The 24,247-nt window shown below is 66.2% G+C and carries 21 protein-coding genes; 10 read left to right on the top strand and 11 right to left on the bottom strand.

The window, feature by feature from the left end; genetic code table 11:
* Positions 1-23 precede the first annotated feature (23 nt).
* From J8847_RS10485 to J8847_RS10475, 3 genes are read left to right on the top strand one after another with little or no spacing between them, the layout of a single operon-like run.
* The gene (locus J8847_RS10485) at positions 24-857 is read left to right on the top strand and encodes a glycosyltransferase family 2 protein (protein WP_211524641.1); all 834 of its coding nucleotides are present in this window, start codon (positions 24-26) and stop codon (positions 855-857) included.
* Positions 857-1,558 carry a PepSY domain-containing protein gene (locus J8847_RS10480; protein WP_211524640.1) on the top strand — a complete coding sequence of 234 codons (702 nt, stop codon included), beginning with the start codon at positions 857-859 and terminating at the stop codon, positions 1,556-1,558. The genes J8847_RS10485 and J8847_RS10480 overlap by 1 nt, the downstream gene beginning before the upstream one ends.
* Positions 1,555-2,256: a PepSY domain-containing protein gene (locus tag J8847_RS10475; RefSeq protein ID WP_211524639.1), complete on the top strand. Its 702-nt coding sequence runs from the start codon at positions 1,555-1,557 to the stop codon at positions 2,254-2,256. Before J8847_RS10480 ends, J8847_RS10475 begins: the two co-directional genes overlap by 4 nt.
* A 138-nt stretch (positions 2,257-2,394) precedes the next feature.
* Here the strand turns inward: J8847_RS10475 and J8847_RS10470 are convergent, their stop codons facing one another.
* Together J8847_RS10470 and dnaE are read right to left on the bottom strand one after the other, a co-directional pair.
* Positions 2,395-3,987, bottom strand: a complete 1,593-nt coding sequence (locus J8847_RS10470; RefSeq protein ID WP_211524638.1) for a methyl-accepting chemotaxis protein — start codon at positions 3,985-3,987, stop codon at positions 2,395-2,397.
* A gap of 245 nt (positions 3,988-4,232) precedes the next feature.
* The gene (dnaE, locus tag J8847_RS10465) at positions 4,233-7,727 is read right to left on the bottom strand and encodes a DNA polymerase III subunit alpha (protein ID WP_211524637.1); all 3,495 of its coding nucleotides are present in this window, start codon (positions 7,725-7,727) and stop codon (positions 4,233-4,235) included.
* Between the two features lie 204 nt (positions 7,728-7,931).
* On the opposite strand from dnaE, the gene J8847_RS10460 reads away from it, so the two are divergent.
* Positions 7,932-8,807, top strand: coding sequence for a sulfurtransferase (locus tag J8847_RS10460; protein ID WP_211524636.1), 876 nt, complete (start codon positions 7,932-7,934; stop codon positions 8,805-8,807).
* A 117-nt stretch (positions 8,808-8,924) separates the two neighbouring features.
* Here the strand turns inward: J8847_RS10460 and J8847_RS10455 are convergent, their stop codons facing one another.
* From J8847_RS10455 to J8847_RS10435, 5 genes are all read right to left on the bottom strand, one after another.
* Complete coding sequence (locus tag J8847_RS10455; RefSeq protein ID WP_211524635.1) at positions 8,925-9,518, bottom strand: DUF4214 domain-containing protein; 594 nt, start codon at positions 9,516-9,518, stop codon at positions 8,925-8,927.
* A 228-nt stretch (positions 9,519-9,746) separates the two neighbouring features.
* Positions 9,747-11,084: a TolC family outer membrane protein gene (locus J8847_RS10450; RefSeq protein ID WP_211524634.1), complete on the bottom strand. Its 1,338-nt coding sequence runs from the start codon at positions 11,082-11,084 to the stop codon at positions 9,747-9,749.
* A gap of 1 nt (position 11,085) precedes the next feature.
* A complete protein-coding gene (locus J8847_RS10445) occupies positions 11,086-12,438 on the bottom strand; it encodes an HlyD family type I secretion periplasmic adaptor subunit (protein WP_211524633.1) in 1,353 nt (450 codons plus the stop codon).
* Positions 12,435-14,213: a type I secretion system permease/ATPase gene (locus J8847_RS10440; RefSeq protein WP_211524632.1), complete on the bottom strand. Its 1,779-nt coding sequence runs from the start codon at positions 14,211-14,213 to the stop codon at positions 12,435-12,437. The genes J8847_RS10445 and J8847_RS10440 overlap by 4 nt, the downstream gene beginning before the upstream one ends.
* 258 nt (positions 14,214-14,471) lie before the next feature.
* On the bottom strand, positions 14,472-15,029 hold the full coding sequence (locus J8847_RS10435) for a cytochrome C (RefSeq protein WP_211524631.1): 558 nt from the start codon (positions 15,027-15,029) through the stop codon (positions 14,472-14,474).
* Between the two features lie 264 nt (positions 15,030-15,293).
* On the opposite strand from J8847_RS10435, the gene J8847_RS10430 reads away from it, so the two are divergent.
* From J8847_RS10430 to J8847_RS10415, 4 genes are read left to right on the top strand one after another with little or no spacing between them, the layout of a single operon-like run.
* The gene (locus J8847_RS10430; RefSeq protein WP_307727507.1) at positions 15,294-16,091 is read left to right on the top strand and encodes an ABC transporter permease; all 798 of its coding nucleotides are present in this window, start codon (positions 15,294-15,296) and stop codon (positions 16,089-16,091) included.
* 11 nt (positions 16,092-16,102) lie between these two features.
* Complete coding sequence (locus J8847_RS10425) at positions 16,103-17,377, top strand: ABC transporter ATP-binding protein (RefSeq protein WP_211524630.1); 1,275 nt, start codon at positions 16,103-16,105, stop codon at positions 17,375-17,377.
* A gap of 31 nt (positions 17,378-17,408) precedes the next feature.
* Positions 17,409-18,413 carry an FkbM family methyltransferase gene (locus J8847_RS10420; RefSeq protein WP_211524629.1) on the top strand — a complete coding sequence of 335 codons (1,005 nt, stop codon included), beginning with the start codon at positions 17,409-17,411 and terminating at the stop codon, positions 18,411-18,413.
* Entirely contained in the window at positions 18,410-19,231 is an 822-nt protein-coding gene (locus tag J8847_RS10415; protein WP_229512692.1) for an FkbM family methyltransferase, read from the top strand. Before J8847_RS10420 ends, J8847_RS10415 begins: the two co-directional genes overlap by 4 nt.
* A 9-nt stretch (positions 19,232-19,240) precedes the next feature.
* Here J8847_RS10415 and J8847_RS10410 read toward each other — a convergent pair whose 3' ends face one another.
* Both J8847_RS10410 and J8847_RS10405 read right to left on the bottom strand, forming a co-directional pair.
* Complete coding sequence (locus J8847_RS10410; RefSeq protein ID WP_211524628.1) at positions 19,241-20,026, bottom strand: hypothetical protein; 786 nt, start codon at positions 20,024-20,026, stop codon at positions 19,241-19,243.
* Positions 20,027-20,142: 116 nt separating this feature from the next.
* Positions 20,143-21,147, bottom strand: coding sequence for a hypothetical protein (locus J8847_RS10405; protein WP_211524627.1), 1,005 nt, complete (start codon positions 21,145-21,147; stop codon positions 20,143-20,145).
* A gap of 242 nt (positions 21,148-21,389) precedes the next feature.
* Between J8847_RS10405 and J8847_RS10400 the strand changes: the two genes are divergently transcribed.
* A complete protein-coding gene (locus J8847_RS10400) occupies positions 21,390-21,836 on the top strand; it encodes a nuclear transport factor 2 family protein (RefSeq protein ID WP_211524626.1) in 447 nt (148 codons plus the stop codon).
* A 17-nt stretch (positions 21,837-21,853) separates the two neighbouring features.
* On the opposite strand, the gene J8847_RS10395 is transcribed toward J8847_RS10400, so the two are convergent.
* Together J8847_RS10395 and J8847_RS10390 are read right to left on the bottom strand one after the other, a co-directional pair.
* On the bottom strand, positions 21,854-22,798 hold the full coding sequence (locus J8847_RS10395) for an ABC transporter substrate-binding protein (RefSeq protein WP_229429973.1): 945 nt from the start codon (positions 22,796-22,798) through the stop codon (positions 21,854-21,856).
* A gap of 80 nt (positions 22,799-22,878) precedes the next feature.
* Positions 22,879-23,637, bottom strand: a complete 759-nt coding sequence (locus J8847_RS10390) for a CPBP family intramembrane glutamic endopeptidase (RefSeq protein ID WP_211524625.1) — start codon at positions 23,635-23,637, stop codon at positions 22,879-22,881.
* Positions 23,638-23,838: 201 nt separating this feature from the next.
* On the opposite strand from J8847_RS10390, the gene J8847_RS10385 reads away from it, so the two are divergent.
* Positions 23,839-24,177: a zinc ribbon domain-containing protein YjdM gene (locus tag J8847_RS10385; protein ID WP_211524624.1), complete on the top strand. Its 339-nt coding sequence runs from the start codon at positions 23,839-23,841 to the stop codon at positions 24,175-24,177.
* Positions 24,178-24,247 lie beyond the last annotated feature (70 nt).

Raw genomic sequence — 24,247 nt, 5'->3', positions numbered from 1 at the left:
TTGAGCGATTCATTCAGGAAGCCATGCAGCAAGCACCGACAATCTCTGTCGTGATCACGACGTACAACCGGCCGGACGCCCTCACGGCGGTGGTGGAAGCCTGTTTTTTACAGGACGACAAGAATTTTGAAATCATTATCGCCGATGACGGCTCCGGTGCCAACACGAGGGACTGCATCGACGCCCTGCGCGCGCGCGCTCCGGTGCCGCTCAAGCACGTCTGGCAGCCCGACGAAGGCTTCCGCGCCGCCATGGCGCGCAACCGCGGCACGCTGGCGGCAAACGGCGACTATATCATTTTCCTCGACGGCGACTGCATTCCTCAGCGCGACTTCATCGCGCGCCACCGCGCACTGGCGCAGCCAGGCTTCCTGGTGTCGGGCAGCCGCATCCTGCTCAGCCAGCGCTTCACCGATCAGGTGCTGGCCGAGCACATCGACGTGCCGGGGCTCGGCTTGTTCGACAAGCTGCGCTACCGCCTGCGCGGCGACATGAACAAGGTGCTGCAGCTGATGCTGCGCTGGCCCGACCTGGGCCGGATCCGCCGCAAATTCAGCTGGCGCCGCATCAAGAGCTGCAACCTGGCCGTCTGGCGCGCCGACCTGGAGAAGGTCAACGGCTTCGACGAGAGCTTCGTCGGCTGGGGCCACGAGGACTCCGACCTGGTGGTGCGCCTGTTCCATGCCGGCGTGCTGCGCAAGGACGGCGCCCTCGCCACCGAGGTGCTGCACCTGTGGCACCGCGAGGCCAAACGCGACGAGGAATCGAGCAACCGCAAGGTGGTCCTGCAGCGCGCCGCCGACAAGACCATCCAGGCCACGCGCGGCCTGCGCGAGCACCAGGGCGAATCCGCCTGATGGCCGCGTCCCGCCTGCCCCTGTGGGTGCGGCGCACCCATAAATGGCTGTCCCTGGTCGTCGGCATCCAGGCCCTGCTCTGGGTGCTGGGCGGCCTGTACATGGTAGTGGTGCCGATCGAGATCGTGCATGGCGACCACCTGGCGCGCGGCGGGCGTCCCGCCCTGGCTGCCGATGCGCCGCGCATCGATCCGGCCGCGCTGGCGGCGCGCTATCCCGGCATGAGCGGTTTCGCCTTCAAGCAGCTGGGCGGGCGCGAAGTGGTCGAGGTCCGGCAGGGCAAGCAGGTGCTGTTGGCCGATGCCGCCAGCGGCGCCGCGCTCGCGCCCCTCGGCCGCGCCCAGGTCGAAGCGCTCGCCAGGGCCGCCTACCTGGGCGAGGGCGAGCTGCGCGCCATCGACTGGCTCACGACCTCCCCGCGCGAAGTCGGCGGCCGCCCGGCCCCGCTGTGGGCCGTGCACTTCGACGACATGGTGGCGACGACCCTGTACTACTCGCCTTATACCGGCGAACTGGTGACGCGCCGCCATGCGCTGTGGCGCTGGTTCGACTTCGTCTGGATGCTGCACATCATGGACTACGAGGAGCGCGAAGACGTCAACAACGGACTGCTGCGCACCAGCGCCACCGCCGCGTTCGCGATGGCGCTCAGCGGCGTGTGGCTGCTCGTGCTGTGGCTGCGCAAGAGGAAGAAGCCATGACCCGGATGATGCGCATCGCCCACAAGTGGCTGGGCCTGGTGATCGGCCTGCAGTTCCTGCTATGGGTCGCGAGCGGCCTGGTCATGAGCCTGCTCGACATGCACAAGGTGCATGGCCTGAACAGCCGCGCGCCGGCGCCTGCCGTGCGGCCGTGGATCGCGGATGCGCTGCCGGTGGGCCAGGTGCTGGCTGTGCAGGAGCGGCCGGTGGACCGGATCGCGACCGGCTGGCTGGACCAGCTGCCGGTGTACCGGCTGGCGCAGGGGAAGAACGGCTGGCTGGCGGATGCGCGCGACGGCAAGCCCGTGCGGGTCGACGCCGGCATGGCGGCGCGCCTGGCGCGCGCTTCGTACAAGGGGAACATGCCGATGCTGGCGCCGCAGCTGCTGGTGTCGACGCCGGAGGTGCGCGACCATGGCGGGCGGGTGTGGCGGGTGTACGTGCTCGACGCCGATACGACCACGATCTACGTGTCGGAACAGACCGGCGAGGTGCTGCCGCACCGGAACAGCACCTGGCGGCTGTTCGATTTCTTCTGGATGCTGCACATCATGGATTACCGGGAGCGGACGGATTTCAATCATCCGCTGGTGGTGACCAGCGCCGGGGTGGGCTTGCTGCTGACGCTGGGGGGATTGTGGCTGCTGGTGGCCACGTTCAGGGTGGCGGAGATTGTGCCGGGGAAGAGGAGGCGCTGACGGTGTTCACGCAAACTTGGGTCCCGGCCTGCGCGGGGACGACGTTGTTGTAGAGAGCGGGAAGGCTACAGCCTCGGCTTCGGACACGTACATAAGCACGTCGTCCCCGCGCAGGCCGGGACCCAAGTTTCGCACCACTTACGCAGCAATCAACTTCACCGCTTTAGGCGACCCAACACGCCGCGCCCCATCCCCCACCTTGAACACGCTCACCACCTCGGCCAGCTGCGCCGCCTGGTGCTGCATGGTCTCCGACGCCGCCGCCGCTTCCTCGACCAGCGACGCATTCTGCTGCGTCACCTGGTCCATCTGCCCGATCGCCTGGTTGATCTGCTCGATCCCCAGGGTCTGTTCCTGCGTCGCCACCATGATCTCGCCGATGATCGAGGTCACGCGCTGCACGCTGTCGACGATGTCCTTCATGGTCGTGCCGGCCTGGTCGACCAGGCGCGCGCCGTCGTCCACCTTGGCGACCGAGTCGCTGATCAGGGCCTTGATTTCCTTGGCCGCCGCCGCCGAGCGCTGCGCCAGGTTGCGCACCTCGGTCGCGACCACCGCGAAGCCCCTGCCCTGCTCGCCGGCGCGGGCGGCTTCCACCGCCGCGTTCAGCGCCAGGATGTTGGTCTGGAAGGCGATGCCGTCGATGACGCCGATGATGTCCACCACCTTCTTCGAGGACTCGTTGATCGAGGCCATGGTGTTCACCACCTGGGACACCACCTCGCCGCCGCGGTCGGCCACCGTGGACGCCGACTGCGCCAGCGCGTTGGCTTCGCGCGCATTGTCCGCGCTCTGCTTGACGGTCGAGGTCAGCTCTTCCATCGAGGACGCGGTTTCTTCCAGCGAGGAGGCCTGCTCCTCGGTGCGCGAGGACAAGTCCTGGTTGCCGGCCGCGATCTGGCAGGAGGCGGTGGCGATGGTGTCGGTGCCGCTGCGCACCTGGCTGACGATGCCGGCCAGCGCGTCGCGCATGCTCTTCATCGCGAACATCAGGCTGTGCTGGTCGCCCGGACGGATCTCCACCGGCACGCTCAGGTCGCCCGAGGCGATACGGCGCGCCGCCTCGGCCGCGGCTTCCGGCTCGCCGCCCACCGAACGCTCGATGCTGCGCACCACCGCCAGCACGACGCCGGTCAGCAGCAGGCCGATCACGGCCAGCATCACGGCCGAGGTGGCGACCGAACGGTGGAAGGCGGCGTCCACGTCGTCGACGTACAGGCCGGTCATGATGGTCCAGTTCCAGGGCTGGTACTGGATGTTGAAGGCCAGCTTGGGTTCGGGCGTGGTGCTGCCGGGCTTGGGCCAGACGAATTCCGTGAAGCCGCGGCCGCCGTCCTGCACCGCCTTGAGGGCGTCCAGGTAGACCTGACGGCCTTCCTGGTCCTTGGTCGCGTCGACGCTGGCGCCGACCAGCTCGGGCTTGATCGGATGCATCAGCACCTGCTTGTCGTTGAAGACCAGCAGGTAGCCGCTCTCGCCGTAGCGCAGCGCCTTGATGCGGGCCAGCGCCTGCTGCCTGGCTTCGTCTTCCGGCAAGGCCTTCGAGGCGGCCAGGGCGCCGAATTCCTTGGCGATCGAGAGCGCCATCTCGCCGGCATTGCCGAGCTGGGTCTTGCGCTCTTCCATGCGCAGGCTGCGGTCGCGCATGACGTTGAAAGACACCACGGTCAGCAGGCACAGCCAGCTGAGCACGAGCGGCAGGAAAAGTTTGGTACGAAAGCTCAATTTCATCGGTTCCCCTCCAGGTTGTCCCGGCTGCGCGGCACCCGGGATGCATATTTATCCTGTAAATATATCGTTCGCGCCCGGGGAAACTCGATGGCTAAAGTTTAAGTACGGCAATTTTATTTATGGAATGTGGATGCTACGTACGTGCCGGCGCTGAGATTCGTGCCACCGGTGTAGCGAATCCGCAACTACCAAAAAGCAAACGGCGCACCCGCAGGCGCGCCGTCCGGTCAAGCGCGGTGGACGAATCAGTATTCGACCGCCACGCCCTTCGCCCCGAGCGTGAGCTCGAGCGCATGCTTGAGCTGGTCGGAAGGCGCCACGCGCCAGTCGTCGCCCAGCTGCATCACGCATTCGATGCCCTGCGGGCTGATGCGCAGGCTGACCGGCAAGCCGTCCTGCACGCGGTAGGGCTGCAGCACCTCGGCGATCTTGGCCGGGCTGACCGTGGTGGCCAGGTCCATCTCCAGCTTGTGGCCGTACTGGATGCGCGAGGCCGCGATGTCGAACGCCTTCTCGGCGGTGATGCGCAGTCCGCCGTTGAAGCGGTCTTCCGACACCTTGCCCACCACCAGCAGGAACTCGTCTTCCTTGAAGATGTTCTTGTTGGCCTCGAACAGCTCGCTGTAGATGGTCACTTCGACCACGCCGGTCTTGTCGTCCAGCGAGACGATCAGGATCTTGCCGCGCTGGGTCATCTGGGTGCGCACGCCGGTGATCACGCCGCACAGCATGCGCGGATCGCGCGAGGGCTCCAGGTCCTTGAGCTTGGTCTTGGCGAAGCGCCGCACCTCGGCCGCATAGGAGTCGAACATGTGGCCCGACAGGTAGTAGCCGAGCGCGATCTTTTCCTCCGCCAGCTTCTGGCGGTCGGTCCAGGGCGTGGCCTTGACGTATTCCGGCGGGGCCACCAGGTCGCTGTCGTCGCCGCCGAACAGGCTGACCTGGTTGGCCGAGGCGGCCGCCTGGTCCGCCACTTCGATGGCGAAGCCGACCGATGCCAGCAAGACCGCGCGGTCGACGCCGAAGCAGTCCATCGCGCCCGCCCGAATGAGGGATTCGACGGTGCGGCGGTTGATCTGCTTGCGGTCCACGCGCTTGCAGAAGTCGAACAGGTCCTTGAACCTGCCGCCCGATTCGCGCGCCGCGATGATCGCCTCGATCGCGCCCTGGCCGGCGCCCTTCACGCCGCCCAGGCCGTAGCGGATGTTGGCCACCTGCTTGCCGGTGACGGAGCGCGGCGGGCCTTCCGGGGTGAAGCGGAAATGCGATTCGTTGACGTCCGGCGGCAGGATGGTCAGCTTGCAGACGTCGATCGCGTCCTCGACCAGGATCTTGATCTTGTCCGTGTCTTCCATGGCCAGCGACATGTTGGCTGCCATGAACGCGGCGGTGTGATGGACCTTGAGGTAGGCCGTGTGGTAGGACAGCAGCGCGTAGGCGGCGGCGTGCGACTTGTTGAAGCCGTAGCCCGCGAACTTCTCCATCAAGTCGAAGATCTCGTCGGCCTTCTCTTGCGACAGGCCGTCCTTGGCGGCGCCGGCGCGGAAGATCGCGCGGTGCTCGGCCATCTCCTCGGCCTTCTTCTTGCCCATCGCGCGGCGCAGCATGTCCGCGCCGCCGAGCGAATAGCCGCCCACGATCTGCGCCATCTGCATCACCTGCTCCTGGTAGACCATGATGCCGTAGGTCTCGGACAGGATGGACTCGGTGCGCGGATCGGGGTAGTCGAACTTCTCGCCGTGCTTGCGCTTGCAGAAGTCGGGAATCAGGTCCATCGGGCCCGGGCGGTAGAGCGCCACCAGCGCGATGATGTCCTCGAAGCGGTCGGGGCGCGCATCCTTCAGCATGCCCTGCATGCCGCGCGATTCAAGCTGGAAGATCGCGACCGTCTTGGCGTCGGAGAGCAGCTTGTACGAAGGCCGGTCGGTGAGCGGCAAGGTTTCGAGGTTGAAGTCGGCGTCGGCCGGGTCGAGCGCGCGGATGTAGTTGACCGCGCGGTCGAGGATGGTCAGGGTGGTCAGGCCCAGGAAGTCGAACTTCACCAGGCCGACGGCTTCCACGTCGTCCTTGTCGTATTGCGAGACCACGCCCGAGTCGCCGGACTGGGTGTAGAGCGGGCAGAAATCGGTCAGCTTGCCGGGGGCGATCAGCACGCCGCCGGCGTGCATGCCGATGTTACGGGTGATGCCTTCCACCTGCTGCGCCAGCTCGAGCAGCTGCTTGACCTCTTCCTCGTTCTCGAGGCGCTCCTTGAGCAGCGGTTCCTCTTCGATCGCCTCGGCGATCGAGACCTGCTTGCCCGGCTTGAAGGGAATCAGCTTGGAGACGCCGTCGCAGAAGTTGTAGCCGAAATCGAGCACGCGGCCGACGTCGCGGATCGCGCCCTTGGCCGCCATGGTGCCGAAGGTCGCGATCTGCGACACCGCGTCGCGGCCGTACAGGTCTTTCACGTGCTGGATCACCAGTTCGCGCTTTTCCTGGCAAAAGTCGATGTCGAAGTCGGGCATCGAGACGCGTTCCGGGTTCAGGAAGCGTTCGAACAGCAGGTTGTACTTGAGCGGGTCGAGGTCGGTGATCTTGAGCGCGTAGGCGACCAGCGAGCCGGCGCCCGAGCCGCGGCCCGGACCGATCGGCACGCCGTTGTTCTTGCCCCACTGGATGAACTCCGCAACGATCAGGAAGTATCCAGGGAACTTCATGTTGATGATCGTCTGGTTCTCGAACTCCAGACGCGCTTCGTAGCGGGGGCGCTCCTTCTCGCGCTGTACCGGATCCGGGTAGAGCTGCACCAGGCGCTCCTCCAGGCCCTTCTTGGTCTCGGCCACCAGGTATTCGTCGATGGTCATGCCCGGGGTCGGGAAGTTCGGCAGCTGCGGCTTGCCCAGGGTGAGGGTGACGTTGCAGCGCTTGGCGATCTCCACCGAGTTGGCGAGCGCGCCCGGCAGGTCGGCGAACAGGCGCGCCATCTCTTCCTGCGACTTGAAGCACATCTCTTCGTTGAAGCGGCGCACGCGCTTGGCGTTGGCCAGCATCTCGCCCTCGGCGATGCAGACGCGCGCTTCGTGGGCGATGAATTCGTCCTTGCTCAGGAACTGCACCGGGTGGGTGGCCACCACCGGCAGGCCGAGGCGCGAGGCCAGCGCCACCGAGTGGCGCACCTGCTGCTCCTGGTTGGGCTGGCCGGCGCGCTGGATCTCGATGTAGAAGTGGCCGGGGAAGATGCGCGCCCAGCGCTGGGCCGCGGCTTCCGCCTTGGCCAGGTCGCCGTTGTCGATGGCCTGGCCGATGTCGCCGAAGTGGGCGCCCGAGAGCACGATCAGGGCGTCGTGCTGCGGGGTCTCCGGTTCCAGGGTCGAAACGCTGGTGGCCAGGGCTTCGAGCCATTCGACACGGATCTCCGCCCTGCCCTTGTACTGGTTGGTGAGCCAGGCCTTGGACAGCAGGTCGCACAGCTGCAGGTAGCCGGTGCGGTTCTTGGCCAGGATCAGCAGGCGGAAAGGCTTGTCGCGGTTGTCGTCGTTGGTGATCCAGGCGTCGACCCCGACGATCGGCTTGATCCCCTTGCCGCGCGCCGCCTTGTAGAAGCGCACCAGGCAGAACGTGTTGGCCAGGTCGGTAACGGCCAGCGCTGGCTGCTGGTCCTTGGCGGCCGCGCCCACCAGCTCGTCAATACGGACCAGGCCGTCGACGATGGAGTACTCGGAGTGGACACGCAGGTGGGTGAAGATCGGGGAGGTCATCCTGACATTTTACCTTGCTCGGGCGGTGCGATGAAGCAATACGCGGGTCTGGCTGTTGCTTATAAACACGACAACGGGCGTGCATACCATCCAGCAACATTGTTGCTTGCTGAGTACGCCAACCGACCAAGAATGCCCTGACCCAGCGGCATGCACCCCACCCTGCCTTATAATATCGCCCTGACTTTTCACCGCGTATCCGCCATGTCCACCCAGTACGTCAACATCGCCGCCTACAAATTCGTCACGCTCGACAACTTGGAAGAGCTGCGTCCGCAATACCAGGACCTGTGCAACGAACTGGGCCTGAAGGGCACCGTGCTGCTGACCCCGGAAGGCATCAACATGTTCCTCTCGGGTACGCGCGAGCACATCGACCAGTACCTGGCCTGGGTGCGCAGTGACGCCCGCCTGGCGGACCTGGAGTGGAAGGAAAGCCTGTCGGCCGAGCAGTCGCACAAGCGCATGCTGGTGAAGATCAAGAAAGAGATCATCACCATGCGCATGCCCCTGATCAAGCCGGAACTCGGCCGTGCACCCTCGGTCGATCCGCAGACGCTCAAGCGCTGGCTCGACCAGGGCCACGACGACGAGGGCGTGCCGGTGGTGATGATGGAAACCCGCAATGCCTTCGAGGTCGATGTCGGCACCTTCAACAACACGCTCGACTACCGCATCGACAAGTTCACCGAATTCCCGGAAGTCGCGGCCCAGCACAAGGATGAGCTGGCCGGCAAGACCGTCGTCACCTTCTGCACCGGCGGCATCCGCTGCGAAAAAGCGGCGATCCACATGAAAAACATCGGCTACGACCGTGTTTACCAGCTCGAAGGCGGCATCCTGAAGTATTTCGAGGAAGTCGGCGGCGACCACTACACGGGCGACTGCTTCGTGTTCGACTACCGCACCGCCCTCAATCCCAAGCTGGAACCGACCGAAACCGCCCAATGCTTCGCCTGCCGCGCCGTGGTGACGCCGCGCCAGCAATTGTCGCCGCAGTATGTGGTGGGAGTGTCTTGCCCGCATTGCGCGCCGGAGACCGCGGGAGAAGCGGCCTCCGGGCAAGGTGCAGCTGCATGATGCAGTTTGCGTGAGTTTCTTTCAACGCGGCACAGCGTTTGAAATATTCTTTCACGTTTGCGCGGACGCCAGGTCCGTGCGAATTCAGGAACAGCTAAGCAGAATCAGCTAAGTCAGTCAGAAACCGGTCGGGCTGCCTACAATCGTGATGTCGTCCATGCCGGTCGGCGGCGACATCATCTTGGTGATCCAGGTATCCACATAGCCCGGGTCGTTGCCTGCGGCCGCGCTCTGGATATCCTTCACCGACGTGACGAAATCGACCGCGACATTGATCGCAGCCTCGCCCGCATAGGCCGCGACTTCGTTCGGCTGGTCGAGACGGGTGGTGAAGGTGTGCGCCGCCGAGGCCTTGCCGTTCAGGAGGAAGCCGTCGCTGTTGCCGGCCGCCGCTCGCGACACGTCGGTCACGATGTAGTCGATCGTGATCACGCCGCGGTCCATCAGGTCGGTCCAGTAATTCAAGCCGCCCGTGTCCGCCTCGCGCGCGAACAGGTTCTCGTAGACCTTGCTGACGATCTGGCGATTGGTCATGCCCGCATACTCGTCGCGGTATTCTTGCGACAGCCCGAACTGGCGCGAAATCTCGAGCAGGGCGTTGGGGTTGTAGCTCAGTGCATTCAACCAGTAATTCAGGCCGCCCGGATCCGCCGGACGGCCGAAGTAGGCCACATAGAGTTTCTGCACTGCGATTGCATTACTGTCTGCCATTTTGAGCCTCCTTAAGTTTGGTAGAGCCGATGCTACTCCAACCATCAAAAAAGCGGCGCAAACAACTGAAGAGTGCGTGAGATGCTTTCTTTTGAGCGATATTTCCCAAAAGATAGCAGCAAGTTAACTGCAGATAAATACCGACAGAACTCAGCCATACGGCGAACCCGGATACTGCCGGGTTCGCCCTACGGGCCAATGGATGAGTTTCCGGAGAATGCGGAAAGATCAGCGGAAGTAGGCGGCGATCTCGCGGATCGCGTCGTTTTCCAGAGTGCCGGCCGCCGCGCGCAGGCGCATCAAGCCGACGAGGTAGGTGTAGCGCGCCTGGGCCAGGTCGCGCTGGCTGGTGAACAGCTGCTGCTGGGCGTTGAGCAGGTCGAGGTTGATGCGCACCCCGCCCTTGATGCTCTGCTCGGTGGCGGTCATCAGGAGCTTTCCCGACTCGACCGCCTTGATCAGGGCGTCGATCTTACGTCCGCTGCTGGTCACCAGGCTGTGGGCTTTTCGCAACTCAACCAGGGTCTGGTTGGTCAGCGAATCCAGTTCCGCCTGCGCCCGGCCGTAGCTGGCCGCGGCCTGGCGCGTGCTGGCGCTGACGGCGCCGCCGGAATAGATCGGAATATTCACCTGCACGCCGAGCTGGCGGTTGGTGTTTTCCTGGCCCAGGAAGTTCAGGGTTTCGCTGTCGGCCTTGCTGTAAACGGCCACGAAATCGACGCGCGGCAGGTGGCCGGCCTTGTTGCGGCCGATGTCCAGGCGCGCGTTCTCGACCGCCAGGCGGGCGGCCGCCAGCTGGTTGTTGCGCGCCAGCGCCAGCTTGCTCCATTCCTCGAACGAGGACGGGTTCAGGGCCGGCGGGCGAAAATCGTCGCCCAGGCGCTCCAGCTCGCCCGGATCCATGCCGATCACCCCTTCCAGGGTCTCGCGCGCGGCCTTCAGGTTGTCCTGGGATTCGATCAGCTGGGCTTCGGCCAGGTCGAGCCGGGCCTGGGTTTCCAGCATGTCGGTCTTGGTGCCCTCGCCTTTTTCGAACAGGCGCTGGTTGACCTTCTGCTGCTCCAGGTGGGCGTCGCGCTGCACCCGCGCCAGCGCCAGCTGGTCCTGGGCGAACAGCACGTCCAGGTAGGAACTCACCACCCGCACCGACACCTCGTCGATGCCGGCCTCGTACAGCTCGCCGCTCTGGGCGCTCTGCACCTTGCCCTGGCGGTAGCGCATGATCGCGTCCAGGTTGAACAGCGGCTGGCGCAGCTGCACCACGCCTGAGCGGCTGGTGTATTTGGGATGGGTCACGACCGGCGCCGCGCCGATGCGCGCGAATTCCTGGTCGGCCACGTTCTTGCCGTAGGAAAAGCTGCCGGCGATATTCGGCAGCAGCTGCGCGCGTCCCAGCTTGCTCAGCTCCTTGCCGGATTCGTTTTCGTAGAAGCGCATGCGGAACTGCGGGTCGTGCCTCAGCGCGGCCTCGTAGGCCTGCTGCAGGGTGACGGCGCCGGCGCCGCCCGCCGACAGCGACAGCAAGAGGCCCACGGCACCGGCGCGAATAGCGAAGGTCGCGCGCATGTCAGTCCTCACTGAGCGCCGAATGGGCGCGGTCGACGATGGGTTTGAGCAGATAGTTCATCATGGTGCGCTCGCCGGTCTTGACGAACAGTTCCACCGGCATGCCGGGACGGATGTCCATCTTGTGCTGGGCGATCTTGCGCGCCCCTTCCGGCGTCACCTTGACGTGCACCTTGTAATAGGGGAAGCCGGTGCGCTCGTCGACGCTGCGGTCGGCCGAGACATGGGTCAGCTCGCCCTCGATGTGCGGGGTCTTGTTGGTGTTGAAGGCCGAGAAGATCAGCTCGACCGGCAGGCCCGGACGCACCTTGTCGACCAGGTTGGTCGGCAGCTGGCCGTCGACGATCAGCGGCGCGCCGCTGGGCACGATTTCCATCAGCTTGAAGCCGGGAGGCACCACGCCGCCGTTGGTGAACACGGCCAGGTTGACCACCGTGCCGCTGGCCGGCGCCCTGACCTCGACATTGCCCAGTTCGAAGCGCTGGGCTTGCAGGCGCGCGCGATGGGCGTCGGCTTCCTTGCGGTAGTCCGACAGCTGGGTGCGCACTTCCTTCTGGTATTCCTGCAGGCGCTGGGCGCGGCGCAGGCTCAGCTCCGTCACCTGGCGCTGGGAGCGGCCGATGTTGCCGATATCCTCGGAAATCGCCCCGCCCAGCTGGGCGTAGGTGCGCTCCAGGTCGAGCAGGCGGTTGCGGGCGACATAGCCTTCCCTGGCCAGGTCGCGCATGCCGGCCAGCTGTTCCTTGAGGATGGCGACCTGCTCCTTCTTGCTGTCGCGCGATTCCTGCAGGCCGGCCACCTGCAGCTTGAGGCCGGCGATGCTTTCGTCCAGGCCGCCCACTTCGTTCTGCAGCGAACCCTGGCGCGACAGCAGCAGCTGTTCCTGCAGGCTCATCAGCTCGGAGACGCGCGGCTCGCTGCGGCGCTTGAGCAGCTCGTCGGGGAAGACGATCTTCTTCTTGCCGTCGCGCTCGGCTTCCAGGCGCGCCACGTGGGCCAGCGCGGTCAGGTACTGGGTCTCGGTGACCTCGACCGCCGACTGGGCGGTGACCGGGTTCATGCGCACCAGGACCTGGCCCTGCTTGACCACGTCGCCGTCGCGCACCAGCAGCTGCTGGATGGTGCCGCCGGCCAGATGCTGGACCGCCTGGCGGTTGCTCTCGGCCGCCACCGTGCCGCTCAGGGGCACGCCCTTGTCCAGCGGCGCCAGCAGCGCCCACAGCAGGAAGCCGCCGACGCCCAGCAGCACGATCAGCCAGCCCATGCGGCTGAAGGCGCGCGCATCGGTGTTGACTTCGAGCGGAGTCACGTCGTGGGCGACGACTTCCGCGGTCTCGTTCTTCAGCAAGTTCATGGATTCGATCCTCCGCTGGCCGCCGGGGCCGCCGGAGCCGGCTGCCGGCCCTGGGCCGCGGCCTGCGCGGCCTGGGCCGCCTGCATGGCCTTGGTATTGGCTTCCGCCAGCGCCGCCAGCACCTGCTGGGTCGGCCCGAACATATGGACGCTGCCTTCGCGCATCAGGAGCAGCTTGGTGGTGACGCCGATCGCGCTCGGCCGGTGGGTGATCAGGACGATGGTCTTGCCGCGCTGGCGCAGGTCGGCGATCGCCGCCACCAGGGCCTGCTCGCCGGCGTCGTCCAGGTTGGAGTTCGGTTCGTCGAGCACGATCAGCGAAGGGTCGCCGTACATCGCGCGCGCCAGGCCGATGCGCTGCTTCTGGCCGCCGGACAGGCCGGCGCCGCCGTCGCCCAGCTTGGTGTCGTAGCCTTCCGGGAAATGCAGGATCAGGTCGTGCACGCCGGCGCGCTTGGCCGCTTCCACCACCTTCTCCGCATCGACTTCGCCGAAGCGCGCGATGTTTTCGCTGACGGTGCCGCCGAACAGTTCGATGTCCTGCGGCAGGTAGCCCAGGTAGGGCCCGAGTTCGGCCTTGTTCCAGTGGTGGACGTCGGCGCCGTCCAGGCGCACCTTGCCCATCATGGCCGGCCAGACGCCCACCAGCAGGCGCGCCAGGGTCGACTTGCCCGAGCCGCTGGGGCCGATGACGCCCAGCACGTCGCCCGGCTGGATGCCGAAGCTGACGTTCTTGACGATCGGGTTGCGCATGCCAGGGGGCGCCGCGGTCACGCCTTCCACGGTCAGCACGCCCTGGGGACGGGGCAGCGCCATGCCGGCTTCGCGCGCGGGATTGGCTTCCAACAGCTTGGTCAGGCGCTCGTAGGCGCTGCGCACCGTGCTCACGCTCTTCCACACCGCGATCACCTGCTGCACCGGCTGCAGGGTGCGGCCGACCAGGATCGAGGCGGCGATCATCATGCCCGGCGTGATCCGGTTTTCCAGCACCAGCAAGGCGCCGAAGCCGAGCACCAGGGACTGCAGCGCGGTCTGCACGAACTTGGTGGCGGCGCCGATGACGCCGGCCTTCTGGCTGGCGTCGGCCTGCAGGTTCAGGAACTTGCCGTGCATCTTGAACCAGCGGCCGATCAGGTTGGGCAGCATGCCCATCGATTCGATCACTTCGGCGTTGCGCAGGTTGTTGGTGGCCAGGGTGCTGGCCGCGATCGCCATGGTGTTCGCTTCCGACAGCGGCTTCTTGGTGACGCGCTCGTTGATATAGGCCAGCGCCACCAGGATGATGGTGCCGCCCAGGGCGAACAGGCCCAGGGTGGGCTCGAAGAAGAAGATGACGATCAGGTAGATCGGGAACCAGGGCGCGTCGAAGAAGGCGAACAGCGCGTTCCCGGTCAGGAACTGGCGCAGGCTGGTCAGGTCGTTCAGGGCCTGGCCGCCGTTCGCGCCGGCCTGCTTCAGGCTCTGCTCGAAGGAGGCGGTATAGATGCGCTTGTTGAGCATCATGTCGAAGCGCGCGCCCACCCGCACCAGCACGAAGGCGCGGATGGTCTCCAGCGCTCCCATGAACAGGAAGGCGCCCAGCATCAGCAGGGTCAGCATCAGGAGTGTGATCTCGTTGCGGCTGGCCAGGACCCGGTCGTAGACCTGCAGCATGTAGATCGAGGGCACCAGCATCAGGAGGTTGATGATGGCGCTGAAGGTGCCGATCGTCCAGAACGTGCGCTTGAAGGCCAGCAGGACGCGGCCGATTTCGGTTTTATCGTCTAAGAGTTTCATCTGTGATGCGTCATCTGTGATGCGTCATCGGTATGGCGCGTTCGGAAGCTGACATGGCGGGAACTTCCCGCCAGAAATTAGAGCACGGCGCATTATGGCGTAAAAGCCGCGGAGCTTGTGACGCACGTCACAATTCATTGCATATTCTACAATATTATTGTGCGGGATCCGATTGACGGACGTGCGGTGCCGCCGCCCGTAAGTACGGGCGGGGGAGCTTGAGGAGACGTGGACGGGCGCTACCGGGAGGCAGACCGTTTATTTCAGAGCGGCCGCAGCCCCCGGCGGCGGCCCCGGGAACTGGACCGCCGGCCCGGCCGGCGCCTGGCCCGGCGGCAGATAGGCCGGCGCCGGCTTGCCGGCCGGCCCGAGGTGGCGCACGAAGCGGTAGATCGCGCGCAGGTCTTCCTTGTCCATGTCGCGCAGCGCGAACCAGGGCATGGGCGGCCGCAGCTTGACGGTCTGGGCAGCCTTGATCCAGTCGTCTTCGCCGAGGGCCGTCATCGTCATGCGCAGGTTGGCCGGATAGGTTGTACCCCAGGGGCCGCGAAAGCCGAGCTGGTCGCCGAGCAACCATTCTTTTTCCGGCACCTGCCCCGCAGTCTGCGCATAGCCCGCCGTATGGCAGTCGTTGCAGCCGGCGATGCGCACCAGGTAGCGGCCGCGCTCGATGTACTGGGTGTCCGCCGCATTGGTGGAGACCGGCTTGCGGGCCGGCTGGCCGCCGGCGAAGGCCGCGGCCGGCAGGCAGAGCGCCAGCAGCGCGGCGGCCTGTGCGGCTGTTCTTCTACGAAGCTGATCGATGCTGTTTCCCATGTTGGACTCCCGCCTGATGTGTAAGTATTAGTTAGTCCGGCTCGCCGATACTAGGTTAAGCTTGCCAAGTCATCAAGAAGGAATTCTTAATAAGAGACGTCATTCGGATAGGGTGGGAATGTGTCGCACGCTTGGACAATTCGTTACAATTGGACAATAAGACAACAGGACCGTGGAGTATAATTTTTTCGCCCACCCGGCCTTGCTTATGATGACGACAACTACCACGCCTTCTTTCGAGGCGCCTGCCGCGCCGATCAACCCATGATGCCCCTGATGCTGCGAAGCCTGTGGACCTACCGCGGTTTCGTGCTGGGCAGCGTGAAGCGCGAGTTCCAGTCGAAATACGCGAACGCCATCCTGGGCGCGCTCTGGTCGCTGCTCAGTCCACTGGCCATGATCCTGGTGTACACGGTGATCTTCGCCGAGGTGATGCGCGCCCGCCTGCCCGGCAGCGAATCCAGCCTGGCCTATTCGGTCTACCTGTGCGCCGGCATCCTCACTTGGGGCTTGTTCGCCGAAATCGTCGCGCGCGGCCAAAACATGTTCATCGAGCAAGCCGAACTACTCAAGAAAGTCAGCTTCCCGCGCATCGCCCTGCCCGTCATCGCGGTGCTGAACGCGCTGGTCAACTTCGGCATCATCTTCGGCCTGTTCACCGTCTTCCTCCTCGCCAGCGGCAACTTCCCCGGCCCGGCCTACGCCGCCCTGCTCCCGGTCCTGCTGCTGATGGTGCTGCTGGCCCTGGGCATCGGCATGGTGAGCGGGATCCTGAATGTCTTCTTCCGCGACGTCGGCCAGTTCATGGGCATTGCCATGCAGTTCTGGTTCTGGTTCACGCCCATCGTCTACCCGGCCTCCATCCTGCCGGAGCACGTGCGCGGGCTGCTGGCCTGGAATCCGATGTATCCCGTGATCGCGGCCTGCCAGGACATCCTGGTGCGCGGCGCATGGCCGGCCTGGCGCGGCCTGGCGCCGGTGCTGGTCCTGGCCCTGCTGCTGTGCGTGCTGGGACTGCGCATGTTCCGCAAGCGCGCCGGCGAAATGGTGGACGAACTGTAATGGGCGCAGTCATGGGCACAATCGTCGCACAGGGCCTGGGCAAGGCCTATAAACAATACCGCTCGCGCTGGGCGCGGGTGGCCGACTGGGTGCTGCCGGGCGGACCGCGCCATGCGCTCAAGTGGGTGCTGCAGGACATCAGCTTCGCCATCCGGCCGGGCGAGGCGGTCGGCCTGATCGGCGTCAACGGCGCCGGCAAGAGCACTCTGCTCAAGCTGATCACCGGCACTACCCAGCCCACCTGCGGCGCCGTCGGCCTGGAAGGCCGCGTGGCCGCCCTGCTGGAGCTGGGCATGGGCTTCCATCCCGACTTCACGGGACGCCAGAACGCCGTGCTGGCCGGCCAGCTGCTGGGGCTGAAGCTGGAAGAGATCGAAGCGAGGATGGCCGACATCCTCGAGTTCGCCGACATCGGCGACTACATCGACCAGCCGGTGCGGGTCTACTCGAGCGGCATGCAGGTGCGCCTGGCCTTCAGCGTGGCCACCTGCGTGCGCCCCGACATCCTGATCGTGGACGAGGCGCTGGCCGTGGGCGACGTGTTCTTCCAGCAGAAATGCTACGCCCGCATCGAGCGCTTCATCCAGGCCGGCACCACCCTGCTGTTCGTGTCGCACAGCGCCGGCACCATCCTGAACATCTGCGACCGCTGCATCTTCCTGCGCGGCGGCCGCATCGCCTTCGACGGCGCGCCGGCCGACGCCCTCGACCTGTACCAGGCCGAGCTGCTGGGACGGGCCGACCAGGCGCCGGACGCGATCCGGATCCACACCGCCCCCGTCCAGCCCCTCGAACGGGCGCACATGACGGCGCTCGCGGGCAAGACCGGCAGCATCACCACCGCCGCCGCCGACTGCGTCGGCGTGCGCCTGCTGGACCGCCACGGCCACGAGCGCACGACCCTGGTGGCGGACGAGCCGGCGACCCTGCAGATCGACTACCTGCTGCACCAGGACGTGGCCGACCCGCATGTCGGCTTCAAGATCCGCAACCGCTTCGGCGCCGTGCTGTTCGAGACCAACAGCTATTGCATGCGGCGCGCGCCGGGGCCGGCCGCCGCCGGCGCGGTGCTGAGCGCCGGCTTTTCCCTGAACCTGAACCTGTTCCCGGACGAATACACCCTCACCGTCGGCCTGGGCGCCGGCGGCCATGGCGAAGGCTCGTTCGAGAACGTGCTGAACTACCTGCACGAGGTGCACAGCTTCGTGGTGGCCCCGAATCCCGCCTCCATCACCTGGGGCGGCCTGGTCAACCTGCATCCGCAGCTGCAGTTCAGCGTCCGCTGAGTCACTAACAAGAGCCCATTAACGAGAACCCATGCCAGATACCAGCGCAACCCATCATGCCATCGTGCGCAGCCTGTACCGGGGCTTCCTGGGCCGCGAACCCGACCCCGCCGGCCGGGCCTACTGGAGCGCGCGCCTGGCCGAAGGCGCCGGGGCCCAGGAGCTCGTCGCGGCGCTGATGGATTCCGAGGAATACCGCCTCGGCCACGGCACCGAGGGCAGCCTGGATGCGCTCAAGCGCCGCATCGCCGGCGAGGCCGCCGGCCTGCTGGCGCGCCCGCTGACCGTGGTCGACATCGGCGCCCAGGAACTCGAGACCGAGGAGCACATTTATGCGCCGCTGACGCGCCAGGGCCTGCCCTACCGCATCGTCGGCTTCGAGCCGCAGCAGGAAAAGATCGCGGCCAGCCGCCTGCGCAATCCGGACAGCCGGGTCACCCTCCATCCGACCTTCATCGGCGACGGCGGCACGCACACCTTCCACATCAACAGCGACGACGCCACCTCTTCGCTGCTGCCCTTCAACCGCGAGCTCACCAGCCAGCTGCGCGACCTGGACCACCTGCACACCCTGCGCACCGAGCAGGTCGCGACCAGCCGCCTGGACGAGGTGCTGGCGGACCTCGAGGCGGTCGACTTCCTGAAGCTCGACATCCAGGGCTTCGAATTGCCGGTGCTGCGCCATGCGAGCGCCGTGCTGGCGCGCACCAACGTCGTGCACTGCGAAGTGGCCTTCGCGCCGATCTATGCCGGCCAGGCCCTGTTCTCGGAGATCGAGATCCTGCTGCGGTCGGCCGGCTTCTACCTGCTGGACTTCCATTCGCTGTGCCGCTATCCCAGCGTCGACGGCGGCGGCCACCGCTCGCGCGACCGTCTCGGCTGGGGCGACGCCGTGTTCGTGCGCGAAACCGCGAGCACGCAGGACTTGCTGGCCCAGGCGCTGGTGCTGCTGTTCGTCTACGACAAGCCTTCGGCGGCGGCCGCGCTGGCGCGCCGCGCCGGCTTCGGCCGCCTGTTCGGGGACACCACCGCATGAAGCACGACTACTTCCTCTCCTACGCCCAGAACAACGAGGACGTGCTGCTGTGGCGCGCCCTCGGCCACGTGCAGGGCGGCTTCTACATCGACGTCGGCGCCAACGACCCGGTCGAGCATTCGGTCACCAAGGCCTTCTACGACCGCGGCTGGCGCGGCATCAGCATCGAACCCCTGCCCTCCTTCCACCAGGCCTTCCTGGCGCAGCGCCCGCGCGACGTCAACCTGGCGGTCGCGGCCGGCGCGCAGGACGGCGAACTGACCTTGTACGACGTCCCGGACGTGCGCGGCTGGGCCTCGCCGGACGCCGCGGTGGCCGAGCAGCACCGCGCCGAAGGCCACGCCATCGCCGAGCTGACGGTGCCGGTGCGCACCCTGGCCTCGGTGTGCGCCGAGCACGTGCACGGGGACATCCACTTCCTGAAGATCGATGTCGAAGGCTTCGAGGGCGAGGTGCTGCGCGGGATGGACTTCGCGCGCTGGCGCCCGTGGATCCTGGTGATCGAAGCGACCCTGCCGAACAGCCGCGCCACCAACCACGACAGCTGGGAGCCGCTGGTCACCGGGCAGGGCTACCGCTACGTCTGGTTCGATGGCCTGAACCGCTACTACGTGGCGCAGGAGCATCCGGAACTGGTGGACAAGTTCGGCATCCAGCCCAATGTGTTCGACGCCTACATTTCGCACCACCTGGATGCGGCCTGGCGCGCCGGCGGCGCCGCCCCCCGCCCCCCCCGCCCCCCCCCCCCCCCCCCCCCCGCCCCCCGGGGGGGGGGGGGGCGCGGGCGCGGCCCCCGCGCCGACGCATTGAAGGCTTGACTGTCCGGTTTAAAACACGGCCGACGCCGTCAGGGTGAGCGACTGCCGCCGATGTTCCGGCTGCGCCACCATGCCCCATAATTCTCCGCGCGCCGTCAGCGGCGTGTCGGCACTGCGCGGGATGCGCATCCAGTCGTAACGGGCGCTGAAGACAAGCTGCCTGGCGAACGCGGGGTTCAGGCTCACGCCGAGCCGCAGGCCGCGCCCGTGCCGCGTGTCGAAGGAAGCGGTGTCAAACATGCCGGAGAAATCGACGCGCATGCGCTCGGGCTCCGACAGGACGAGCGCCGCATCGGCGCGCACCAGTCCGGGCGCCGGACGCCAGTCCTTGGCCGCGCCCGCGACCAGCCGCCACGAGCGGTAGCTTTCCCGGAGGCCGGCGCTGCCGCCGGCAGGACGAATCGTGCGCTTCCACCGGTCCAGCTCGAGCGCCGCCAGTGCCGAGACATCGCGGCCCAGGGCATAGGCCGCGCCGACCTGCATCGACGCCAGGGTGGTCGACGTGGCCGAGTCGGCCCGGACCCCGCCTTGCGTCTGTCCGCGATAGTCGATATCGCCGCGATAGCCATCGATCCCGGCGGTCCAGGTGAGGTCGCCCGATTGCCAGGCGGCGCCGAGCGCCACCCCGGGCAGCCAGCCGCGCTCGCGCACCACGCGGCGGCCGGCGAGGTCGTATTCGGTGTGGGTGACGCTGCGCGCGCCCACGCCTGCGCTGGTTTGCCATTGTGCACTGGCGGGCGCAACCAGCGCCGCCGACAGTGCGATGCCGACTCCGGCGAAAAAGATCAGTTTCATGATTTTCACAGGAAGACCGCACCCGCCACAACGCGGTGGACAGGTGCGGCTGGTCCCTTACAAAGCGATATGTACGGCCTGGCGGGCGCGGGCGCGCACCAGGCCGTGGGACGCGATCATTGCAGGGCGAGGAAGGCGGCCCAGGTCAGGGTGTTGGTTTGCGTGATCACGCCGTCGCCCTTGGCGCTGTGGTCGAGGCGGACGTTGTTGCTGTCGACGACCGTCAGCGTCACGGAGGACCCGGCGCCGTTGACGATGAGCGCGCCGCTGTCCGGCACGGCCCTGCCGGTGCTGACGAAGGGCTGGACGTTTTTCACCGTGTAGCTGAATTGGCCCAGTGCGGTGCTGTTGCCCGCTACCGCAAAGCTCGCCGCGCTGGTGATGGCATTGCCATTGGTGCTGCCGGTCATCGTGTAATTCGCCAGGGTCACGCTTGCGATGGTGCTGCCGGAACGCTGTTCCGTCGCCTGCAGGGACTGGCCCGAGATCGAGAGCGAATTGGAAGTCGGGCTCGCCTGGTTGATCGCGACCTTCATGTCGCCGTTGACGGTCACCGCTTCGCTGCCGCTGGTGATGCTCAGGGTGGTGAAGCGCATGTCCAGGGTCGCGCCGAAAATCGAGCTGTTCAGCATGTCGCCGCTGAGGTTGGAGAACGTGACGCTCAATTTGCCGTTGACCGTTTCGCCGTCTTCGACGCAGTTCTGCGCCGACACGCTCATGGTGTCGCCATTGCTGAGCGCTTGCTCGCTGCGCATCGTGGCGTCGATCGTCACGGTGCCGCCGCCGGTGCAGCTGCTCGACATGGTAACGCCCGTCAGCAGCTGCGGTGCGCTGCCGGCGTGCTTGATCAGCTTGAGGACTGGGGCCACCACGCCGACGCCGCCGCCGCCGGACACGCTGACACCGGTCAGGATGCCGGTGAACGAGGAGGACGAGTCGCCGATCACGGTACTGGCGCCATATCCGTTGGCGGCGACACTGTTCGCGTTGCCGGCGGTGATCGTCGACAAGGTCGAGACTGGTGCGGAGGCGACGGGCGCGGGAGCATCGCCGCCGCCGCCACCGCAAGCCGACAGGATGAGGGCGGCGCCGACAGCAAGCGCGAGCGTAGTGTGTTTCATGGGTTCTCTCTTTTCAGGATGTCAGTATTGGGAAAGCCGATTGACGAAGCGGATATGGTATCTAAATTGCTTCTCAGAAAATCATCGGATTGTCACGGCGCTCCCTGCCCGCAGCGGCAGGTGAATGTTTTCACGCAGCCGACCTTGTATTTGCCGCCTCACGCAGTAGCCTGAAAGTGACCCGTGGCGGCTCCGGCAAGCGCGGCAGCCACGGAGCGACGACACAAGAGAGGAGAACTATCATGGACGCACAGGAAAACAAGCGGATAGTGATGGAAGGCTACCGGCTGTTCCAGAAAGGCGACATCATCCACCTGCTGGAGCGCTATCACGACGACGCGCTCTGGATCGAGCCCGAAGTGGAGAACGTGCCCTTCGCGGGCAGGCACAACGGCAAGGCGGAGATCGCCCGCTTCTTCGAACAGCTGGACCAGTCCATTCAGGCGGTACGCTTCGAACCGAAGGAATTCATCGCCGAAGGCGACAAGGTCGTCGTCACCGGCGAAGCCACCTGGCTGGCCAGGCATACCGGCCGCACCTACGACAGCCCCTGGGTGCACGTGTTCACGCTACGCGACGGCAAGGTCGCCTTCTTCCAGAGCTATCACGACACCGCCGCCGGCGAGAAGGCCTTCCGGCCCGCGCAACCAGGCCAGGCAGCAGGCATGGGGGCGCCCCTGCATCACTGACCCAGGCGCCTGACAATTTATAGCGCAGGCCCTTCCGCCGCGGGGCAGGCGCTCGCGGCGGCCGGCGGCCGCGCCTTGCCTCCTGCGGCGTCGAGGAAGGACGGCTTGCGCAAGTCCGCCAGCGAGAACCACAGGCCGCTCCGCTCGACCGGCAGGGATGGCGCGCGCACGGGATTCGGCAGGTCGATGATGCGGCGCCGCTCCAGGCCGGCGGCAGCGATCTGGGGCGCGAAATAGCTGTAGAACAGGCGGTCGAAGGAGCCGTCGGCGAGCGCCGCTTCCAGGCCCCGCTGCACGTCCGCCGCCAGGCGCGTGTTGCGCCGGTTGACGAAGAAATAGGCATCGGTCGGGTAGCGCAGCACCAGGTGGGGCTCGACCGCCAGGCTCGGGTAGCGCTCGCGCTCGGCGAAGACCTGCTGGACGGCGCGCGGGAAATAATCGATCCGCCCTGCTTCCAGCATCTTGAACATGCCGTCGTAGGTCGAGGACACCTCGACCGGCAAGCCGCTGGCGCGCAGGATCGCCGTGTCCGGCCAGTCGTGGCCCTGGCCGGCGATGAATTTTTTCAGCTGCGAGGCCGAGCGCACCTCGGCGAACTGGTCCAGCTTTTCCTTGCGCACCAGCGCGATGCGCCAGCCGAGCATGCCCTTGGTGAGCGGCACCGGCACGCCCAGCAGCGCAGCTTCGCGTTCCGGCGAGGTCATGGTGATCATGATGTCCAGCTTGCCGGAATCCCTTTCCAGCTCGAGCACGGCGCGCGCCTGTTTCATGCTCTGTTCGCTGTACACCAGGGTATGGCAGACCCTGGCCTTGGCGAAGGCCAGCTTCAGCAGCGCGACGCCGTAGGGATCGCGATCGGTATCGCTCCACTCGGGGCGCAGGTAGGTGTAGGTGGCGGCGCCGCCCGGCATGGTGCACAGGCAAAGCACGCTCGCCAGCAGGAAGGAAGCGATTCGGGGCATGATCGGGCGAATGGACGGCCTGCGGGAGCAGGCTTGCAGGCCGTATGCTAGCACCGTTTCCTGACCGTTTCCTTTCCTGCTCAGCCGGGCGTTGCTTGCGCGCCGCTCCCGCGGCGGCGGCCGGTCGCGAACAGCGCCCAGGCGACCAGCGCCAGCTCGAGGCCGTAGGCCGCGCGCTCGGCGATCAGCAGCGCGGCAGGACCGGCGGCCGGCTCGATGTTCGAATAGATCTTGCTCAGGTTGAGGACCATGTGCAGGACGATGGTCAGCCACAGGCTGCCGGTCTCGTAGCGCACCGCCGCGAACATCATGCCCGACAGCGTGGTCGCCAGCGCCCACCACATCGCGTGCGTCCAGTTGCCGTCCATGAAGCCATGGATCAGGTGCATGCCGCCGAACAGCACGCCCGAGATCACGATCCCCTTCCACTTCGCCAGGCGCAGCAGCACCGCGAAGATCAGGCCGCGGAACAGCAGTTCCTCGCCGAAGGCATTGATGAACTGGATGAGGATTTCGCTGCCCAGGGGACGCTGCTCCTGCAGGTGCACGCCCATCGACAGGAACAGCACGCACAGCAGCATGCTGGCCAGGAAGAATAAACCGGGCCGGGTCTTGCCGAATTCAAGGCCGACCTGGCGCCACAGGCCGAAGGCCTGGACCAGCAGGAGCGGCAGGATGACGGTGGAGGCGAAGGCGAGCAGCTTGACCTGGCCGAAGGCGCTGGCCGGTGCGAAGGCGCTGCCCAGTTTCAGGATCAGGGTCGTGACCAAGAACTGGAGGCCGGCGCAGGACACGGCGGTGAGGACGGGATGGGTACCCGCGAGTTGACGTAGTCGCATGTGTGGCTCCTGATTGTTGTTATTGACGAGCCGGATGATGCACCCGCGCGGCTAGCGCCGAGGCCGCCATGCGACGAAATGCAGAATGGGTGGAATGGCCGGGCGGATGGCGGCGAGCCGGCGCCGGTTCCGCAGTGGGCTAGAATGCCGGAATCCGAACAGGATGCATTCTTTCACCACCCGATCCAACAAGGTTTTCCCATGTCTTCCCTGCCTCCTTGCCCCCAGTGCCAGTCCGCCTATACTTATGAAGACGGCGGCCAGTACGTCTGCCCGGAATGCGCCCATGAGTGGCCGGACCAGGCGGCCGCCACGCTCGACGCCGTCCGGGTCTACCGCGATGCCTCCGGCAATGTCTTACAGGATGGCGATACCGTGACCGTGATCAAGGACCTCAAGCCCAAAGGTTCCGGCGGCGTCATCAAGCAGGGAACGAAGGTCAAGAACATCCGCCTGGTCGACGCCGACCACGACATCGACTGCAAGATCGACGGCTTCGGCGCCATGAGCCTGAAGTCGGAATTCGTGCGCAAGGCCTGAGCGGGGCCGCGCGGGAACTCAGCGCTTTCTTCCCGACTCCAAGGGCCATGCGCGCCATGACTGCACGCAT

Source organism: Massilia sp. AB1 (genome assembly GCF_018119385.1).
In the GTDB taxonomy this organism is placed as follows: domain Bacteria; phylum Pseudomonadota; class Gammaproteobacteria; order Burkholderiales; family Burkholderiaceae_D; genus Telluria.
Note: the sequence above shows the minus strand (reverse complement) of the source record. Positions and strands in the feature narration are given on the sequence as shown.

Bases quoted from the DNA above. Each gene is read 5' to 3' on its own strand.
- J8847_RS10390 (WP_211524625.1), bottom strand. From the start codon at position 23,637: ATGCGACTACGTCAACTCGCGGGTACCCATCCCGTCCTCACCGCCGTG.
- J8847_RS10485 (WP_211524641.1), top strand. From the start codon at position 24: ATGCAGCAAGCACCGACAATCTCTGTCGTGATCACGACGTACAACCGG.
- J8847_RS10415 (WP_229512692.1), top strand. From the start codon at position 18,410: ATGAAGCACGACTACTTCCTCTCCTACGCCCAGAACAACGAGGACGTG.
- J8847_RS10440 (WP_211524632.1), bottom strand. From the start codon at position 14,213: ATGAAACTCTTAGACGATAAAACCGAAATCGGCCGCGTCCTGCTGGCC.
- J8847_RS10450 (WP_211524634.1), bottom strand. From the start codon at position 11,084: ATGCGCGCGACCTTCGCTATTCGCGCCGGTGCCGTGGGCCTCTTGCTG.
- J8847_RS10405 (WP_211524627.1), bottom strand. From the start codon at position 21,147: ATGAAACACACTACGCTCGCGCTTGCTGTCGGCGCCGCCCTCATCCTG.
- J8847_RS10455 (WP_211524635.1), bottom strand. From the start codon at position 9,518: ATGGCAGACAGTAATGCAATCGCAGTGCAGAAACTCTATGTGGCCTAC.
- J8847_RS10430 (WP_307727507.1), top strand. From the start codon at position 15,294: ATGATGCCCCTGATGCTGCGAAGCCTGTGGACCTACCGCGGTTTCGTG.
- J8847_RS10425 (WP_211524630.1), top strand. From the start codon at position 16,103: ATGGGCACAATCGTCGCACAGGGCCTGGGCAAGGCCTATAAACAATAC.
- J8847_RS10435 (WP_211524631.1), bottom strand. From the start codon at position 15,029: ATGGGAAACAGCATCGATCAGCTTCGTAGAAGAACAGCCGCACAGGCC.
- J8847_RS10420 (WP_211524629.1), top strand. From the start codon at position 17,409: ATGCCAGATACCAGCGCAACCCATCATGCCATCGTGCGCAGCCTGTAC.
- J8847_RS10385 (WP_211524624.1), top strand. From the start codon at position 23,839: ATGTCTTCCCTGCCTCCTTGCCCCCAGTGCCAGTCCGCCTATACTTAT.
- J8847_RS10475 (WP_211524639.1), top strand. From the start codon at position 1,555: ATGACCCGGATGATGCGCATCGCCCACAAGTGGCTGGGCCTGGTGATC.
- J8847_RS10410 (WP_211524628.1), bottom strand. From the start codon at position 20,026: ATGAAACTGATCTTTTTCGCCGGAGTCGGCATCGCACTGTCGGCGGCG.
- J8847_RS10445 (WP_211524633.1), bottom strand. From the start codon at position 12,438: ATGAACTTGCTGAAGAACGAGACCGCGGAAGTCGTCGCCCACGACGTG.
- J8847_RS10395 (WP_229429973.1), bottom strand. From the start codon at position 22,798: ATGCCCCGAATCGCTTCCTTCCTGCTGGCGAGCGTGCTTTGCCTGTGC.
- J8847_RS10480 (WP_211524640.1), top strand. From the start codon at position 857: ATGGCCGCGTCCCGCCTGCCCCTGTGGGTGCGGCGCACCCATAAATGG.
- dnaE (WP_211524637.1), bottom strand. From the start codon at position 7,727: ATGACCTCCCCGATCTTCACCCACCTGCGTGTCCACTCCGAGTACTCC.
- J8847_RS10400 (WP_211524626.1), top strand. From the start codon at position 21,390: ATGGACGCACAGGAAAACAAGCGGATAGTGATGGAAGGCTACCGGCTG.
- J8847_RS10470 (WP_211524638.1), bottom strand. From the start codon at position 3,987: ATGAAATTGAGCTTTCGTACCAAACTTTTCCTGCCGCTCGTGCTCAGC.
- J8847_RS10460 (WP_211524636.1), top strand. From the start codon at position 7,932: ATGTCCACCCAGTACGTCAACATCGCCGCCTACAAATTCGTCACGCTC.